Source organism: Serratia sp. (in: enterobacteria) (genome assembly GCF_051654945.1).
In the GTDB taxonomy this organism is placed as follows: Bacteria; Pseudomonadota; Gammaproteobacteria; order Enterobacterales; family Enterobacteriaceae; genus Chania.
This window is the reverse complement of sequence record NZ_JBOFZA010000056.1, coordinates 85,618-103,534: the sequence shown is the minus strand read 5'-3', so window position 1 is coordinate 103,534 and position 17,917 is coordinate 85,618. Positions and strand designations below refer to the sequence as shown.

The 17,917-nt window shown below is 51.3% G+C and carries 16 protein-coding genes; 3 read left to right on the top strand and 13 right to left on the bottom strand.

Annotated features, from left to right (window positions below; translation table 11 throughout):
* Positions 1-40 precede the first annotated feature (40 nt).
* Entirely contained in the window at positions 41-583 is a 543-nt protein-coding gene (locus ACRDCA_RS08430; protein WP_438689129.1) for a fimbrial protein, read from the bottom strand.
* Between the two features lie 529 nt (positions 584-1,112).
* Between ACRDCA_RS08430 and ACRDCA_RS08425 the strand changes: the two genes are divergently transcribed.
* Positions 1,113-1,895 (top strand): winged helix-turn-helix domain-containing protein, encoded by a 783-nt coding sequence (locus ACRDCA_RS08425; protein ID WP_438689128.1) that lies wholly within the window; start codon positions 1,113-1,115, stop codon positions 1,893-1,895.
* Positions 1,879-2,373, top strand: a complete 495-nt coding sequence (locus ACRDCA_RS08420) for a hypothetical protein (protein ID WP_438689127.1) — start codon at positions 1,879-1,881, stop codon at positions 2,371-2,373. The genes ACRDCA_RS08425 and ACRDCA_RS08420 overlap by 17 nt, the downstream gene beginning before the upstream one ends.
* 97 nt (positions 2,374-2,470) lie before the next feature.
* On the opposite strand, the gene ACRDCA_RS08415 is transcribed toward ACRDCA_RS08420, so the two are convergent.
* From ACRDCA_RS08415 to ACRDCA_RS08400, 4 genes are all read right to left on the bottom strand, one after another.
* Positions 2,471-3,046, bottom strand: coding sequence for a LuxR C-terminal-related transcriptional regulator (locus tag ACRDCA_RS08415; RefSeq protein ID WP_438689126.1), 576 nt, complete (start codon positions 3,044-3,046; stop codon positions 2,471-2,473).
* A 576-nt stretch (positions 3,047-3,622) separates the two neighbouring features.
* Positions 3,623-4,189: a helix-turn-helix transcriptional regulator gene (locus ACRDCA_RS08410; RefSeq protein ID WP_438689125.1), complete on the bottom strand. Its 567-nt coding sequence runs from the start codon at positions 4,187-4,189 to the stop codon at positions 3,623-3,625.
* Positions 4,190-5,239: 1,050 nt separating this feature from the next.
* Entirely contained in the window at positions 5,240-5,380 is a 141-nt protein-coding gene (locus tag ACRDCA_RS08405; protein WP_438689124.1) for a hypothetical protein, read from the bottom strand.
* Between the two features lie 226 nt (positions 5,381-5,606).
* On the bottom strand, positions 5,607-5,750 hold the full coding sequence (locus tag ACRDCA_RS08400; protein ID WP_438689123.1) for a hypothetical protein: 144 nt from the start codon (positions 5,748-5,750) through the stop codon (positions 5,607-5,609).
* Positions 5,751-5,911: 161 nt separating this feature from the next.
* On the opposite strand from ACRDCA_RS08400, the gene mutS reads away from it, so the two are divergent.
* A complete protein-coding gene (mutS, locus tag ACRDCA_RS08395; RefSeq protein ID WP_438689122.1) occupies positions 5,912-8,467 on the top strand; it encodes a DNA mismatch repair protein MutS in 2,556 nt (851 codons plus the stop codon).
* A 236-nt stretch (positions 8,468-8,703) separates the two neighbouring features.
* Here the strand turns inward: mutS and rpoS are convergent, their stop codons facing one another.
* The 8 genes from rpoS to ACRDCA_RS08355 form a co-directional block, all read right to left on the bottom strand.
* Entirely contained in the window at positions 8,704-9,702 is a 999-nt protein-coding gene (gene rpoS, locus ACRDCA_RS08390; protein WP_438689121.1) for an RNA polymerase sigma factor RpoS, read from the bottom strand.
* Between the two features lie 54 nt (positions 9,703-9,756).
* The gene (gene nlpD, locus ACRDCA_RS08385; protein ID WP_438689120.1) at positions 9,757-10,737 is read right to left on the bottom strand and encodes a murein hydrolase activator NlpD; all 981 of its coding nucleotides are present in this window, start codon (positions 10,735-10,737) and stop codon (positions 9,757-9,759) included.
* Between the two features lie 276 nt (positions 10,738-11,013).
* The gene (locus tag ACRDCA_RS08380; protein WP_025122016.1) at positions 11,014-11,640 is read right to left on the bottom strand and encodes a protein-L-isoaspartate(D-aspartate) O-methyltransferase; all 627 of its coding nucleotides are present in this window, start codon (positions 11,638-11,640) and stop codon (positions 11,014-11,016) included.
* Complete coding sequence (gene surE, locus ACRDCA_RS08375) at positions 11,634-12,395, bottom strand: 5'/3'-nucleotidase SurE (protein ID WP_438689119.1); 762 nt, start codon at positions 12,393-12,395, stop codon at positions 11,634-11,636. Before surE ends, ACRDCA_RS08380 begins: the two co-directional genes overlap by 7 nt.
* A gap of 416 nt (positions 12,396-12,811) precedes the next feature.
* Positions 12,812-13,321, bottom strand: a complete 510-nt coding sequence (locus tag ACRDCA_RS08370) for a CS1 type fimbrial major subunit (RefSeq protein WP_438689118.1) — start codon at positions 13,319-13,321, stop codon at positions 12,812-12,814.
* A gap of 110 nt (positions 13,322-13,431) precedes the next feature.
* The gene (locus ACRDCA_RS08365) at positions 13,432-14,460 is read right to left on the bottom strand and encodes a CfaE/CblD family pilus tip adhesin (protein WP_438689191.1); all 1,029 of its coding nucleotides are present in this window, start codon (positions 14,458-14,460) and stop codon (positions 13,432-13,434) included.
* Between the two features lie 160 nt (positions 14,461-14,620).
* Positions 14,621-17,329, bottom strand: a complete 2,709-nt coding sequence (locus ACRDCA_RS08360) for a TcfC E-set like domain-containing protein (protein WP_438689117.1) — start codon at positions 17,327-17,329, stop codon at positions 14,621-14,623.
* Between the two features lie 70 nt (positions 17,330-17,399).
* Positions 17,400-17,897, bottom strand: a complete 498-nt coding sequence (locus ACRDCA_RS08355) for a CS1 type fimbrial major subunit (RefSeq protein ID WP_438689116.1) — start codon at positions 17,895-17,897, stop codon at positions 17,400-17,402.
* Positions 17,898-17,917: the final 20 nt, after the last annotated feature.

Sequence of the window (17,917 nt, the reverse complement as noted above, 5' to 3'; positions counted from 1 at the left end):
GGCACAGCCGCCGCAGGTTATTCAGCACTGCGCAACAAACTTACTGGTAAGACAGTACGAAGTTGGTTGGTACCTGGAAGTTACCTGGGACGATAGTTGCGTCAGTACCGCCACCTTTCAGGGCTGCAGTGAAGCTCAGGGTGCTGTTGGTTCCGTCAGTCACGATCTGACCAGCAGTTGGGGTGTTCAGAGCCACTTTGGCACCGTCAGCCTGAGACATCAGGATGTAAGCACCTTGAGCTGTACCGATCAGACCCAGGCTAGCTGCGTCATAAGAAGATGCTGCACCGGTGAAGGTCACAGAAACTTTATCTTTGGTGCCAGCAGTGGCAACTACGCAATCTTTCAGTTCAATGCTGAAAGGCATTGGGGTAGAAACACCGGTGTTACCGTTAACAGCCAAAGCAACGTTAGATACAGCACCCAATGGGATAACCTGGTCCAGTGAACCTGCAGCGATAGAGCAAGGTGCATCAGTGATAGAACCAGTGAAGGTGATTTTGCCTTCGCCTTCGTTTGCTGCGTAAGCGGTGCTAGCCATCAGGGAAGCACCAATAATCATTGCAATTGCTTTTACGTTCATGAAATCCGTTCCTATTATTTAAATATCAAAAGTACAATGTTAGGCGGGCAGAGAAATACACATGTCACGCCTTTTATCACTACCCAACAATAATGCCGTTGCTTAGGATTGGCGCTATAATAGCGCCAGCTGAAAATACTTAAATAGGACGTTCCTCCTTGTTTTCTCTCACTGTCTTATAAAAATAGCCGAGTCCTACAGACGTAATCGCAACCGCCTGTATGGACTAGGAAATGTCTAATGGATTGCATTTAAAACAAACCGATTTGGCGGTAAAAATAACCAAAAAAAACCATCTAAATTTTCACGAGATAACAATTATCGGCACTCAAAATCTCTTATTTACATTTATGCAACGTTTTTTGCTGCCCATTAGCTACCAATGCATAGTATAAAAGGAGCGCACAATGTCGAAACCGCTGGCCACGCAGATACACTATAATCAGGCAGAGAAACTGCAACTCTGTACCAGGGCCAAGCAGCAGTGGAGAGCGGCGCTCTGTCAGGCCGCCACTTACAAGGGGGGGAGATGGTTTTTACGATTTTTAATACGGTGGCGTTCAGAAGCGAAGACGGGGCGATGTGGAACATCGCGCAGCCCGACAGAAGGCTCTCCTTAACCACCATTCCTGCCCGGCTTTTCACCTACCTGCTGGAAAACGCCGATAAAATGGTGGGTAGAGAAGAATTGCTCAATAATATTTGGGACAAGTATGGCCTGGAACCGTCGAATAACTCGGTTAATCAGTATATCTCTCTGATCCGTAAGTCATTGAGTGAACTAGGCTGTGACGAAGAGATCATCAAAACCGTTCCTAGAATGGGGTTTTATATCACCGGGGAAATGGTGTCTCGCAACCTGGAAACGCCACAGAGCGTAGTCAGTGCGATCGCCGAAGCCCAACCTGCAAAACAACAGTCAAGGCTACGCGGATGGTATAAGCCTGCGTTGCTCGCATTCAGCGTCATTATCTCAACCTTGTTGATCCTGCAACCTTTTCGTTCCGCCACCGGCCGCCTGGACTACAGCTTTCCCAAATCGACGTTGTTTAAAATTGGCATGATTGACACCTGCCCAGTCTATGGCCTTTCTGAGGGTTCGCCTTACACCGCTGCACGTAAACAGCAACTGGCGCAAGAATTATCTACTGCTCATGCGCCATGTATCAACAATGAGGTATTTATTTTTCAGTCAGGCGAACACTATGCCTACCAACAGTCCGGCAGGGCGTTTATAGCCCGTTGCGCTGATAGCGATCGTACCTTGTCTCACTTCTCTGACTGTAGGGCCGTCTATGTTTTTGCTAAATAATCGTCCTGGCAAGCTGGTCGGAGCCTTTGCCATTGTCCTGGTAGCCGCAGCGCTACTGTTTAATCTCCTGATGCATAAATTTTTTGTCACCGAGTTGGGCCCGAAAATAAGCTGTTCCTCGTTTTTCCTGGTACAAAGTGATTTGCAAACCAAGGGCGTGATGAGTTTACATATTAATGGTAAGCGCCAGGGGGAAATGGGCATTTCAGCCACGGTCAGGGATAATGCTGGCGCCATAAAGTACCACCTGCTGCGTAACATCAGTTTTGAATATCGCTATGAAGATAATGGCTATCTGGCGATACAACTGGTAGACGTCATCAAGAAAGCCAGCGATGATATGCCTAATGAATTGTTCAACCAGTCCATTTTTGACTTTTCAGTCAAAAATCGACGGTTAAGGATCACCACGGTTGGTGATGGTTATTTATTGTGGAATGGTTTTTCACCGGTGATGATGTGCATCAGTAGCCAATAACCGGCAGCTTATTACAGAACAGTAAAACGGACTTCTTTCCCCTCCCATAAGTGCGATGGCCGAATGTTTACATTCAACGCCATCGCATAGAGGCTTATTACACGCCCGATAAACTGTTACCGTATTTTAGCATATACAGCTCATTGAAGTTTCTTGCACCATGCCGCTTTACCGCCTTAACCTTATAACCACTGACCGTCTTTATCGATAGGTGCAACATCTTGGCTATCTGCGATTGCGAGTAACCCTCGATCAACAGTTGTAATACCCGGTTCTCTTTCTGCGAGGTCTTCAGGATCTCGCCCCAAATATCGCCAAAGATATTATCTGCCAATGCCTTGGGCTCTGCCGCCCCCATGACACTGACCAGACTCTGCAGATCGGCAAAGGCGATTTTTTTATCCACCACAAAATCAGACAGATGTTTAATCACTGCGGAACACTCTTTATCTTTAGAAAGCAGAGTGATCACATAAACAGCCTTGTTACTCTTTCGCAGGTCATAGATCTGTTTTATGGTGTTGTGCACATCGGTTGAGTCGCCATCAACAAAGGCTACGTAGCGGTCATGATAATGCAAGCTGGGTTGTAATTCCGAGTTTAAAACCTCAATCATTGAAGCGAAAGCGACTTTACTCAAAGGACAAGGGTAATTAGTGTCAAATAAAAACATTGGCGACTTCCTGCAAAGATAATACTTTAATTTTGCGAAATACCAGGCCAAGGCTATCCAGAATAACCGTCCTCGTTGCTCATCGACGTCAGAGGTCAACCCCTTAATGGGGTTAGCCGATGTCTGCCTGGTTCTGAACTTAGCGTTACCGCTGATGATTGAAGTTGCGCCTGTCAGAACAAAAGCCCGCTAACCGCGATCCACATCAATCTGAGGTTTAAGTTACAGAAAAAGTTATCACGCAGTTACTTATAACTGTAAATACGTTATTTATAGGTTTTAGTGCTGAATTTTAATAATTTAATGGAATATAATGTAGATTCGGGACATCTGAGGTGAGTGATAGAAAGCGCTAAAGTCATTATTTTGCTTAACCTGATCGGCAGGGTTGCCGGCATGCGGCACGAAATTTCACCCTGATCCTCAGAGGAGACCATAGTATTGGCATGGGTATATGCATCGATTAATACGTATCTTCATTACCGATGGCAAAGTGCGAATGTTGCCATGGGTACGGGGAAGTTAAACACCTCCCCTTCCCGGCTCCAATTCAGATACCTTGCCTATCAGGTGATGTTAAGCATTATTATTTAGCTTTAGCATATAGAGTTCATTGAAGTTTCTGGCTCCGTGCCTTTTGATCGCCTTAACCTTATATCCACTGATGGTTTTTATCGATAGATTTAACATCTTGGCTATCTGGTATTGACTGTGGCCATCCAGCAACAGCTTCAACACCAGGTACTCTTTTTGGGAAGACTTCAGTATATCCCCCCAAACATCGCCAAACACATTATCCGCCAATATCTTGGGTTTGGTCGCAATCATGGTGCGGATCAACCTATCCAGCTCGTCATAGGTGATTTTTTTATCTACCACGTAATCGGATAGATGCCTGATAACAGAGGAGCAGTCTTTATCTTTTGACAGCAACGTCACCATATAAACCACCTTGCTGCTCTTACGTAATTCATACACCGACTTGACAACGCTGTAAATATTAGCAGAATCACCATCAACAAAAGCGATTGATCCCTCGCTATGCTGCAAGGCAGGCGTTGGCTCACGCCTTAAGGATTCGACGATCGATTTAAAGGTTATTTTGCTTAAAGCACAGGAATAATTCGAATCTATTAGAATCATTGGAATACTTACCTCCTGGTAAAAATAATCCATCCATATTGGAACATGCAGATTTTATGATCGCCAAAAGCAGGCGACCAAATATCGTCTATAGTAGATATCCAGGTTCTAATACAATGGGCAGAGCAAACCAAAATTAATTTCTGGCACACTGATGCAAGCGCAGCTTCCTCTCACTGAGGTTCATGCTCTTTTTTTAGGAAAAAACGCCTGATACGACTGTAGCAATTGAGGCGAAACATCACCCTTTCACGCCATCGCGTCACCTTTTATCTACTAGTTCCATGCAAAGCAAACCAATTTCATCACCTTACCCTGGTATATCCATAATAATACCACCCTCTTTACCACCCAGCTATATCAGTATATTCTTACAAAAGAATTATCGTCAATCAATTTTATTTCTGGTAATAACCCCAAAAAAAGCATAACCGATCTTTCTTATATTTTATAATCGCTTATGCTAGTATTTATTTGGCAAAAGCGTTAATTATAAGACAACAAGAGAAAATAAAGAGAAAAGTCCCATTTAAACCAGCCATGAACGGTCCTATCATAACGTCAAGGTATTCGATAAAGCCCAGCAATTAAATAACCATCAGAATACCTAAACGAATCAAGGCTTATTTTTAAGTTTTGATTTTTCTATTGATACGCGGAACGGCTTCACTCGTTAATAGCTGATCGGCGAGATTCTCAGATATAAGGTCCGTCAAACTTTCAGAGTCAATATGTGCTATGCCAAAATATATATACGAGCAACCTACAGCATATAGGGCAAGCAGAGGGCCATTCATACCCGCAAGGAAGCACTTTGGGCGAATGCGGTATCGGCACGTTGTACCGTCATCAGGAAAATGCGGCTGTGCCTCGTCACTGACATTCAGGGAGGTAACCATCCGGTGGATTACCAAAGCTGGGAGCAAGATTAGCAGCGGTATATCTCTGCTATTCACGCAGGAATGAGCATGGACGACGAACCTATGAAGCATTGGATTAGCAGAGCGCTAGAAAACGCTTAACCCCCCCAGGCTAAGGTAGGCAAACTTTTCACGCAGGGCTTTTGAGGGAGGCTTCGTTTTTATCTGATGATTGACCGGTTTCGCTGGCTGTAGAAGTCACCACAGAACGAACAATCTGTTCGCGGGAAGGTTTGATATAAAATACCACGGCTTTTTTAGCACCACTCATCACGACTCCTATCTACATATCTTGTCAACGCATGTTATCAGCCAAAACCGTTGCCAATGTTGCTGCATTTTGCTTGTTAGATGTTCTCCTCTCATTCAGGTCCGCGGTAGCAAAAACGCCTTCATTTCTGATTTATTTGTGCGATGACAACCTCCGTTAGGCCATTAAATATCCAGTTTGCGTAGTGCTTCCAATTTTTGGCTGTGACAGCCCGTTGCCTGCTGGGCTAGTATAGCGGCTGAAAACGATCCTGGCGGCCCATGGCACGTAAGCCTCGGATCTTGCCGAGTTTGGCCTGGTTTTTATCCGTCAATCTCGTCATTACCCAGGCTTTGAGCCACAAAGGTTTGCCAGCCTGTTTGCCGGTCATATATGCTCAATTCTTTGACCAACCGATTGATTTATTTGAGCAGCCCTGATTGTTGCTCATCCTGAACGTTTTGGCGGTTTTTATGAGGCAACGTGATAGCTAATGATGACAACAAGAATCACAATCAACTTTGAATTCAATGGATTGGAAACGGTAACGTTATGACTAGCAGCGCAATACTCGATTCGCACACCCCAATGATGCAGCAATACCTGCGCCTTAAGGCGCAGCATCCGGAGATCTTGCTGTTCTATCGGATGGGGGATTTCTACGAGCTGTTCTATGACGATGCCAAGCGCGCCTCTCAGCTGTTGGATATCTCACTGACCAAACGTGGTGCTTCAGCAGGTGAACCTATCCCAATGGCGGGTGTACCTCACCACGCGGTGGAAAACTATCTCGCCAAGCTGGTACAGCTTGGGGAATCGGCCGCGATCTGCGAGCAGATTGGCGATCCGGCCACCAGCAAAGGCCCGGTCGAGCGTAAAGTGGTGCGCATCGTTACCCCAGGCACCATCACCGATGAAGCCTTGCTGCAAGAACGTCAGGACAACCTGCTGGCCGCTATCTGGCAGGATGGCCGCGGCTTTGGCTACGCCACGCTGGATCTCAGCTCCGGCCGCTTCCGCGTTGCCCAGCCAGAAGATCTCGAAACCATGGCCGCCGAGCTGCAACGTACCAATCCGGCGGAGCTGTTGTACCCGGAAAACTTCGAGCAAATGACGCTGATCGAACAGCGCCATGGGCTACGCCGCCGCCCGCTGTGGGAGTTTGAGCTGGATACCGCACGCCAGCAGTTGAACCTGCAGTTCGGTACCCGCGATCTGAGCGGCTTTGGCGTCGAGCAGGCCCATCAGGCGCTGCGCGCGGCGGGCTGCCTGCTGCAATATGTCAAAGATACACAACGTACCTCGCTGCCGCATATCCGTGGCCTCACCATGGAACGTCAGCAAGACGGCATCATTATGGATGCAGCTACCCGCCGTAACCTGGAAATCACCCAAAGCCTGTCCGGCGGCAGTGAAAATACCCTGGCCGCGATCCTCGACCGCACCGTTACCCCGATGGGTAGCCGCATGCTCAAGCGTTGGCTGCATATGCCCACCCGCGACGTTCAGGTGCTGAACAACCGCCAACAGGCCATTGCCGCATTGCAGCCAATTAGCAGCGATCTACAGCAGCCACTGCGCCAGGTTGGCGATCTGGAACGTATTCTGGCTCGTTTGGCACTGCGCACGGCTCGCCCACGCGATCTGGCTCGCATGCGCCATGCCTTCCAACAGTTGCCGGATATCCGCGCACAGCTGGAAAACGCCCAAGCGCCTCAGATGCAAAAACTGCTGTCACAAGTCGGCCAGTTTGATGAATTACAGGCACTGCTGGAGCGCGCCATTGTGGAAGCCCCGCCGGTGCTGGTGCGTGATGGCGGCGTGATTGCCCCGGGATATAACGAAGAGCTGGATGAATGGCGGGCGCTGGCCGACGGTGCCACCGACTATCTGGATCGTCTGGAGATCCGCGAGCGCGAAAAGCTGGGCCTTGATACGCTGAAGGTCGGATTCAACGGTGTACATGGTTACTACATTCAGGTCAGCCGTGGCCAGAGCCATCTGGTGCCGATCCACTATGTACGCCGCCAAACGCTGAAGAATGCGGAACGCTACATCATTCCAGAACTGAAAGAGTATGAAGACAAGGTGCTGACCTCCAAAGGGAAAGCGTTGGCGATCGAAAAAGGGCTGTATGACGAACTGTTCGATCTACTGTTACCGCACCTTGAACAACTGCAACAGAGCGCTGGAGCACTGGCCGAGCTGGATGTCCTGGCCAACCTGGCAGAGCGGGCCGAAACGCTCAACTATGCCTGCCCGACCATCAGCGAGCAGCCCGGCATCCGCATCATCGATGGCCGCCACCCGGTAGTGGAACAGGTGTTGAAAGAACCCTTTATTGCCAACCCGGTTTCCCTCTCGCCTCAGCGCCGGATGCTGATCATTACCGGCCCCAACATGGGTGGTAAAAGTACCTATATGCGGCAAACGGCACTGATCGTACTGTTGGCACATATTGGCAGCTACGTTCCGGCGGCAAAAGCCACCATCGGGCCGGTGGATCGTATCTTTACCCGTGTGGGGGCAGCAGACGATCTGGCCTCTGGCCGCTCAACCTTTATGGTAGAGATGACCGAGACCGCCAATATCCTGCATAACGCCACGGAAAACAGCCTGGTATTGATGGATGAGATTGGCCGGGGCACCTCCACCTACGACGGACTTTCTCTGGCCTGGGCATGCGCCGAAAACCTGGCCAACCGCATCAAGGCCATGACGCTGTTTGCCACCCATTACTTTGAGCTGACCACCTTGCCAGAGAAAATGGAGGGCGTAGTTAACGTGCATCTGGATGCGCTGGAGCACGGTGATACCATCGCCTTTATGCATAGCGTGCAGGATGGCGCTGCCAGTAAAAGCTACGGCTTGGCGGTAGCGGCGCTGGCCGGTGTGCCGCGGGATGTGATCAAGCGTGCACGCCAGAAGCTGCGTGAACTGGAAAGCCTCTCCAGCCAGACGGCGGCAGGCTCGGTGGATGCTACTCAGATGACGTTGCTGAACGAAGAAGTGTCACCGGCGGTTGAGGCGTTGGAAACGCTGGATCCGGATTCCCTTTCGCCACGCCAGGCGTTGGAATGGATCTACCGGTTGAAGAGCCTGGTCTGAGGCTGTTTTATTACCTAAACCCTAACGCATTTCCCCTCACCCTAACCCTCTCCCAAAGGGAGAGGGGACAGAACGTGCCATAATTTGACTCCCGCATCTGACCTTGACACGGGCGCAGCATGCAGCGCCCCTACGCAGGACAGCCCCTTTGGGTTGGGGTGAGTGGGATCGCAGGCATAAAAAAAACGGTGAGCATCAACCATGCTCACCGTTTTTATTTTATCGCTTTAACGCGTTTATTCGCGGAACAGTGCCTCAATACTCAGGCCCTGCATTTGCAGAATTTCACGCAGGCGGCGTAAGCCTTCAACCTGGATCTGACGAACACGCTCACGAGTCAGGCCAATCTCACGGCCAACATCTTCCAGCGTAGCCGCTTCATAGCCTAACAGGCCGAAACGGCGAGCCAACACTTCACGCTGCTTGGCGTTCAATTCGAACAGCCATTTGACGATACTCTGTTTCATATCATCGTCTTGCGTGGTGTCTTCAGGCCCGTTGTCTTTCTCGTCGGTCAGAATGTCCAACAGGGCTTTCTCTGAATCCCCGCCCAACGGCGTATCGACAGACGTGATACGTTCGTTCAGGCGCAGCATACGGCTGACATCATCAACCGGTTTGTCGAGTTGCTCCGCAATCTCTTCAGCGCTGGGTTCATGATCCAGTTTGTGAGAAAGCTCGCGCGCGGTGCGCAAGTAAACATTCAGCTCTTTGACGATATGGATCGGCAAACGAATGGTACGGGTTTGGTTCATGATCGCCCGTTCAATCGTCTGGCGGATCCACCAGGTCGCATAGGTGGAAAAGCGGAAACCGCGTTCTGGGTCAAACTTTTCCACCGCACGGATCAGACCAAGGTTACCCTCTTCGATCAGATCCAGCAGCGCCAGGCCGCGATTGCTATAACGGCGGGCAATTTTCACTACCAGCCTCAGGTTACTCTCTATCATGCGGCGGCGGGACGGCACGTCTCCGCGCAGTGCACGCCGCGCAAAATAAACTTCTTCCTCTGCGGTCAGCAGAGGGGAGTAACCGATTTCGCCCAGATAGAGCTGCGTTGCATCCAATACGCGTTGGGTAACACCTTGAGACAACAGTTCGTCTTCCGCCGAGTCATTTTCGCTGGTCTCTTCTTCTACCTGCGCTTTTTCATCAAATGACTCAGCCTCCATGGCGTTCTCATCGAAATCTGCATCGTCATGTAACTCGTTAACTTTCAGCGTATTTTGGCTCATAAAGCGGCTCCTACCCGTGATACCGCGAGCAGAATACAGCGCATTCTGCCCAATCTATCGCTGCGGAAGGTAACGCAGCGGGTTTACGGATTTCCCCTTGTAACGAATCTCGAAATGCAAACGTACTGAACTGGTTCCGGTGCTTCCCATCGTTGCTATTTTCTGCCCCGCCTTAACTTCTTGTTGTTCCCGGACCAGCATGGTGTCGTTATGGGCGTAGGCACTCAAGTAATCATCGTTGTGTTTGATGATGATTAGATTACCGTAACCCCGTAAAGCGTTGCCTGCGTACACTACACGGCCATCGGCGGTAGCGACAATCGGCTGCCCACGGGAACCAGAGATATCGACGCCTTTGTTCCCACCTTCCGATGAGGAGAAGTTATCGATGATCTTACCGTCAGTTGGCCATTTCCAGCTGCTAACTGGGGCACTGTTGCTGACGGTGCTGCTCGCCGGTGGCGTAGCGGCTGGTGCGGTAACAGGGGCTGCGGCTGAGCCTGCCACAACGGCCCCTGCTGCAGGTAACATTTTACCTACATTCTGTTTACTCGAATTACCAGAATACGCGTTCGTTGATTGAGAATCAACCGTTGCAGTTTGTATCTGAGTGCTGGAAGGTGGTTTTGACACCGTCCCATTACCGCCAGCCAACATCCCACTGCCGCCGTTGCCTGCACCATTGCCCAGTTGCAGGGTTTGCCCTACTTCAAGACTGTACGGCTCAGGAATATTGTTGCGCTGGGCCAGGTCGCGGAAATCGTTGCCAGTGATCCAGGCAATATAGAACAGCGTGTCGCCACGTTTAACGGTATAGGAGCTACCACCGTTGTAGCTCCCTTTAGGGATCGCGTTATAGCTACGGTTGTAAACGATACGCCCTTGCGGTGCATTGCCACTACCGGTGTTAGCCGATGCGGCGGCCCCACCTCCACCGACGCTGCTGATAGGTGCCGAGGCAGAATTTTTATCCGAACAGCCAACCAACCACAAACTTAACATCGTACACACCGCAACTCGGCGTAAAGAACTCATTGGGCTTCCCGTGCTCATGCTTCCCCCATGACAGCAATATCAGTGTTAGATCCAAAATACCTTATACATCGTAGCCGAGCTTTATCGTTCTACAACGCAAGGTTTCCCCGGCCGATCCCTGAAAACCAGCAGATCTCCCGCCAGGGAGCTAAAAACCGTGGCGCCCATGCTAGCCGCATTGATGCGATCACGCTATAAGACAACCACATAGTGGAACAATTCTACTGGAAATTAATAATATTCCAGCAATTTATCTGCCACTTTGTTCTGTACGCCCTAAGCCAGCTCCCCCTTCACCAAGGGAACGAAACGCACGGCCTCAACGGTATTGATGGCAAACTCATCCCCCCGCCGCTGAATGCACTGCAGTACCTGAGCCTGTTCGCCCACCGGCAACACCAGAATGCCACCGTCATCCAACTGTTGCATCAATGCCTGCGGGATCTCCTGCGGCGCGGCCGTCACGATGATCGCATCAAAAGGCCCGCGCGAGCCCCAACCTTGCCAACCGTCGCCATGGCGGGTCGAGACATTGTGCAGATCAAGCTGCTTAAGGCGGCGCTTGGCCTGCCATTGCAGCCCTTTGATACGCTCAACCGAGCAGACATGCTGCACCATATGTGCCAGGATCGCGGTCTGATAACCCGAGCCGGTGCCAATTTCCAGCACGCGTGAAGTCGGCTGCAGGTTCAGCAACTCGGTCATGCGCGCCACGATATAGGGTTGAGAAATCGTCTGCCCGGAACCAATAGGCAGTGCCGTATTCTCATAGGCTTTATGGGCAAAAGCCTCGTCAACAAAACGCTCACGCGGTACGTTTTCGATTGCCTTGAGCAGCCGTTCGTCCCTGATCCCCTGCTGGCGCAGCTGTGCCAGCAGCGTTTGTATGCGTTTGTTCACCATTCCCCGCTAACCTCTGCTTTGGTTAACCATGTTGATAACACATCTTGCGCCCCGTAGGCGGTCAAATCCACCTGCAATGGCGTCACCGATACGTAGCCCTGTTCCACGGCAGCAAAGTCCGTATCCGGGCCTACGTCGAATTTATCACCCGGCGGCCCGATCCAATACAACATCTGGCCACGCGGATCCTGTTGGCTAAACACTTTATCGGCAGGATGCCGGCTGCCGCAGCGGGTCACGCGTATCCCTTTAATCTCAGCCAAGGGCAAATCGGGCACGTTAATATTCAGAATTTTGCCGGTCCGCAGCGGCTCGCGTTGCAAAGCATGCAAGATACGGCAGGTGATGGCCGCCGCCGTCTCATAGTGTTGATGACCATTGAGCGACACGGCCAGCGCGGGTAAGCCCAAATGGCGGCCTTCCATCGCGGCAGCCACCGTGCCGGAATAGATCACGTCATCACCCAGGTTGGGCCCGGCGTTAATACCGGACACCACGATATCTGGCGCTGGCAGCATCAGCGCGTTAACGCCAAGGTAAACACAGTCCGTCGGGGTGCCCTGCTGCACCGCAATATCACCGTTAGGTAATGTCAACGTACGCAAAGGCGCATCCAGCGTTAACGCGTTGGAAGCGCCACTACGGTTACGATCGGGGGCTACCACCTGTATTTCGGCAAACTGACGCAATGCCGCCGCCAGCACCTGGATGCCAGGAGCGCTCACGCCGTCATCGTTACTCAGGAGTATTCTCATCTTGCGGTTAAACGACTTTCTTGAAGATGGCGATAACACGCAGGCTTGGGCTTGTCTTGCTACATCTTTCTGTTTTTAATAGTATTTTCAATAGTAAGCCCAACCTGTCGTAGTAGCCATTCTGACTAGCGTAGTACAGCGAGGCCAACCTCGCTGCCGTTGATAGCATTGGCCTGCACGGCCTTCACTACGCTCTACTATACAATTCAACAGGCGCTAAATCACCCCTAACCCGTGGCAACAGGGCAGGATGCTCCCTTAATCGGGGCTGAGGTGAGTTATCTGGAGTGGGTTTTCACTATGCCAATACTATTGAGCGGTTTGGGGGCAGGTACTCAGCGCGAAAGTCAACGCGCCATAATGAATAATCATCAGACCTGCCAACACTGTCGGAATTCAAACCGCTGAATACGAGGTTAAGGATTAGGACTAATCGTCTGGATCGCCAAGGTCACGACCAGGCTAACGGTGCCGGTGTAGTTTCCGCTCTCAAGCACGCCCTGGGTGGTCTGGCTGAAGCGCAGCGGCAAAACGTCAGAACCATTGGCCATTTCCGCAGAGAACAGATCCTCAGCTTCCAGCGTTTGATTTGTCGTGGTCAGGGTTTTGCCCCCCAGGCTGACAGACAGAGGGATGGTTTTACTTCCATCTGCATCTGCCAGGGTTGCCACACTTCCCAAGCGAACGAAGACACCAATGGCAGGAGTGTTGGACCAAATCTTGGTGTTCAGGTTGTAAGGCATCAACCCCTTGCCCGGCAGGTACTGCATAGTGATGCTACCAGGCAACGCCGAGCTATCGGCCTGGGTCACATTAAGCGAGGCATCCACATCGGCATTGACGGTAATATCTTTCTGCACGGCCTGCACGGCAAAGGCGGCAACCAGGGGGAACACCATCAGCGGTGGTTTAAACAACTTTCTCATAAAATCTCCAACTTACTTTACAGACAACATCAAGATTAAACTCCCTGTAAAAACACGATAAAAATCCAAGCCTCAACCTTGATAACTGTCGGTTAAAGCCGCCCAATTCCCTATTGAGCCGTTTGCGTCGTGGGGGTGTAGATAATGCGTAATGTGCCTGTGTAGTCACCCGACGTTTTATCAGCCAAAGCGAACGTTGGCGTCGTCAGGGTAAGCGGAGCTGGTACGCAGAGCGAAGGTGTACTGATGCCGGGTAGTATCACCTGCCGTTGGATATTGCGGCGGTTGGTATCGCTCCAGACCACCTCTGTGCCGTTGGCAAGGTTTTGCATAGCACCGGTGGTTGGGTTGATCACGCTCACTTGGTAATCCAGCCGATCGCGCACCTTGGCCTTATCACCACCGCGACGGTAAATCGAAAACTGACCGGCAAGCCGTCCCTCTGCCGCAGCACCTTCGTCCTGTAATAACAAACTGATACGGTTACTGGCAGAATTATTGCCGTCGTAGAGGCACATATCCAGGCTGGTGCTGCCGCTGACGCTCTGGCTACTACTGGTTCCCGGGCGGGTTTTCAGGTTCAGGTTGATTACCGGTGCCGAGGTTGGGAATGCAGGCAGGTAAACCTGCTGATTCCCATAATCTGTGACGTTAAGGGTCAGATTGGCCTTCCAGTCAACACGGTGAATGCCTGGGCAACCGACGGTCAATTTGCCACAGTTATCCCAAGCTTTAATCTGCATCTTGAGGTCAGCACGCCAAACTCCGATAACAGATAGTTTGTTCAACTCAGACATCGGGATAAAAGTATTGAACCCCTTAGACAAAATGACGCCGCTAATCCAGGAACTATAGTTTCCTGTATCTTCTTTAATAGAGGTGACCCGTAAGTCTTTGGTCGCCCCACTGCTGTGGGTAAAGCGCAGCGTCAGATATCTCGAATTATCGTTGTTAACACTCCTCCACCAGAACAAGTTTACCTGGCAGGCACCATTGGTTGCATCCGTGGTGGAATAACACGTTAGGCTATTAATCTCATCCTTATCTATGCAAGTCACATTACTCGAGCATGCGACCCCATCTGTGCTGCCCCCCCCAAAGGCGTTCTGCCAGATATAGATATTTGCTGGCAGGCTCATACGATCAAAGGTTATATTGACCTTAGTGTCCTGTGCCTGTGGGGCAATATTGGCACTAAACACTTGCGCACTCAGCAGACCGTACAGGATAAAGGCGTTAACAGCCCCCACGATGAAAACCTTTAAATTATACATTTTTTTCAATAACATAATTCATCACCTAATTCACCTTCATCGCCATCGGCACATCTCTGCCGCTATCTTGGCTGGCGGTCATCAGTTGGGCCTGTTTCTGTTCGGCTGGCGGTATGTTTGCCACAGCCACTCCGTTACAGTGAGTGGTGCCGACATAGCGCACCACGTCACGGATCGCTTGCACCTTCATTGCACACTGATAAAACTGAGCACCACGCAGCAGATACAGCTGGTTCATCGGCCTGACGGTTTCCAGACTAAATCCCCCGCCGCTCAACGGCGTCCAGGAAAGTACGTTGAGCGGAATACCGTCAAGCATCGGCCTGCCCTGCTCGTCCAACATTCTCCCTAGCCAGGTGTAGCGTGAGGTGACCTCGATATTGCGGCGCAATACCTTACCCGGCACCATAAACGCCGTACGCGTGCCCGCCCCACGGCGGATTTCACTGCTGATACCGGCCGGGGCATTGAGTGATTCATTGATATCAAAGGTTGTCGGCTGATAGCCCGGTACGGTAAACAGTGCCCGACTATTACTACGGACGTCTGCCTGACCAGCTCCGTCTACCGATACGTTGACCAGTGCGGCATGGCTTTCAACTGCACTGTCTACCCCAACCGTGATCGCGGAAGACGGGCGCCCATCCCCCCAACGCCCCCAATACAAGCCGGTGCGGTCGACCAGCAGAGAAGAGCTAAAACTGCCACTGCTGCTAACAGCATGCCGGTTGCTCGCCTTGTCATAAGCATCGTTGACGGCAAGGCTGCCATTGCCGTACTGCCCGCTGCTGCGTGCATAGGTTCCAGCACTCAAAGTCTGGCTGTTCACACCGCTGAGCGATGCTCCCAGCTCATTTTGCCCACTTTCGTCCAGGTAGCGGCTGTAGTTGGCGTTATAGCTGAGTTGCCCGGCCCCACGCTGGCTGTTGTGATAGCTTGCTCCCAACGAACTGGTGCTGTTAGTCGTGCTACCGCTACGCCCAGAAAACGACAGACTAAGGGTGAGATAGCCCCCCTTATCGGTCCCCTGCCGTCCGGAGTCGTTGCGCATAAAAGCGCTGATACTGGTGTTGATGTTAATGTCGTTAACCATCAGGGAACGACTCAGGCCGACCTGCCAGGTCTGGCTACGCGCCCGGGTCGCATAGATGCGCTCCCAAGGAGCCCCCCCCTGGCGCTGGCTATCGCTATCAAGCAACTCACTGCGGTAGCGGTAACGCCCCTCATTGCTGTTTAGCGAGTAGCCAAGGTTGGTGTACCATTGGGCAACAGGCAGTGAAATCATCAGGTTAGAGCTCTGATAACAACCGCTGAAACCGTAGTTTTCCCCTTGAGAGTCACAGCCAGGTACCGACATCGCCGAACGGTAGAAGCTCAACGAAAAACCGTCGTTATAGTTGAGTTGCTGAATGTTGCCGCGCGCACCGTCGCTGCCGGATAGGTAACTGACACGAGAGGTCAAGATCCCATCCAATGGGCCAGTGCTAAAGCCATGGCTCCAGTCTGCCGCCGCTTCCCAATACTGGATATCTTTCAGTAACGTGGTTCCCGCCGTCAAAGATAGAGCGTCGGTCAACGGTATGCGCAACCCGCCCTGAACAACTTGCCGCTCCCCTTCTCCCTGATGAACATCACGGTTCTGCTCAACCCCGGCCTGGAGAAACCATTGAAAAGTATTCAACGGGGCCACACCGATGTTGGTATAAGGGACAGTTTCCGTCCTGACCAGTTGGTTATCCTCAAACACGCGTAACGTCACGGTATAACTACCATTGGGAAAAGTACGGGTGTCCAACTCCTGCGCCCCTGCATTCAGGTAAAATGAGGCCAATAGTTGCCCATCACGAAACGCGTCGATACGGGCATTACGCGCCAGAAAAACCGATACCGGGGTCCCACGGGAAACCTGTGACTGATTAATCCAGGCCATGGTTGAACCGGCTCGTAAGCCACGAATTTTGCCAATCGGTAACTGGCTGAGGTTGATGTTGCCGCCTGCGTTGCTGAAAATGTCGCGCGCATCCATCATGCCGCCTTGCAGATAGACTCGCTGGTACAAATCCTGCCGGAAATAGGCATTGTTGACGTCCGCCTGCTGATGGCTGGCACGGCGATAGTGCTGCCCCAGATAGGTCCAGTCGATATTCAGGAAGCCGTTTTCAGTGACGCCGAGCGAGCCGTTGCCCTGCAAAGCCAGCGACTGAAAGTTTTCGTCGGCGACAAAATTCAGGTTTTGTTGATGCAGTAACGCATTCTCACTTTCCGCCGTAGCCTGATAAAAACCGCTACCAGCGACCTTTTTCGGTAAATACTGACGGTTGAGGAACAGATTGACGCGAGAGTTATTTTCGTCATAGATAATATCCACCGTCTGGGTGATCAGATAGTCACAGCTCGGCGCATCGCCGTTACTGCTACAAGCCTGATTACCGTTACGCGCCAACGGTTTCGCCAACGCCGAGATCAGTTGTGTGCCCAACGCGGGGTCGTCGTTAAATTGTTGCTGCACGGCGGCTATCAGCTCCGCTGGCTTTATGAAAACAACCTGTTGCAAATTGATATTGGCTTCATAAAGCCCGAGAGACTTCCCGTAGAGGGAAACATCGACCCAAAGATCCTGCCCTTGCGCCAACTCTTCAAAACCGGCGGGTACCTGAGGAAGGGCTAATGCGTCGTAATGAATAATCATCAGGCCTACCAACAATCCCGTTGTTAGCCTTGCGTGAAAAGCCATTGTTCATCCCTGGATAAAAGTGGGGCTAAAAAGCCCCACAGGATCGGAAGTCAAACCGCTAGATAAGAAATTAAGGCGTCTGAGTTGCCTGGGCCACGACTAGGCTAACGATGCCGGTGTAAGAACCGGTTTTAATCACGCCCTGGGTCGTCTGGCTGAAGCGCAATGGCAACACGTCTGAACCATTGGTAATGCCCGCGGGGAACAGATCCGCAGCGGTCAAAGCCTGATTAGCCGTGGTCAGTGCTTTCCCCCCCAGGCTGACGGACAGAGGGATAGTCTCGCTGCCATTAACGTCGGTCAGGGTTGCCGCTTTCACCAGGCGAATGTTTACCGCTGCGGTAGGGCTGTTAGACCAGATCTTGGTATTCAGATTGAAAGGCGATAGCCCTTTGCCCGGCAGATACTGCATGGTGATGCTGCTTGGCAACGCCGAGTTATCGGCCTGGGTTAAATCAATCGTCGCATCCACGTTGGCATTGACAGTAATATCTTTCTGCACGGCTTGAACGGCAAAAGCAGCAGCCAGGGTGGAAACGATCAGCAGTGGTTTAATCAACTTTTTCATAAAATCTCCATTTTATTTTA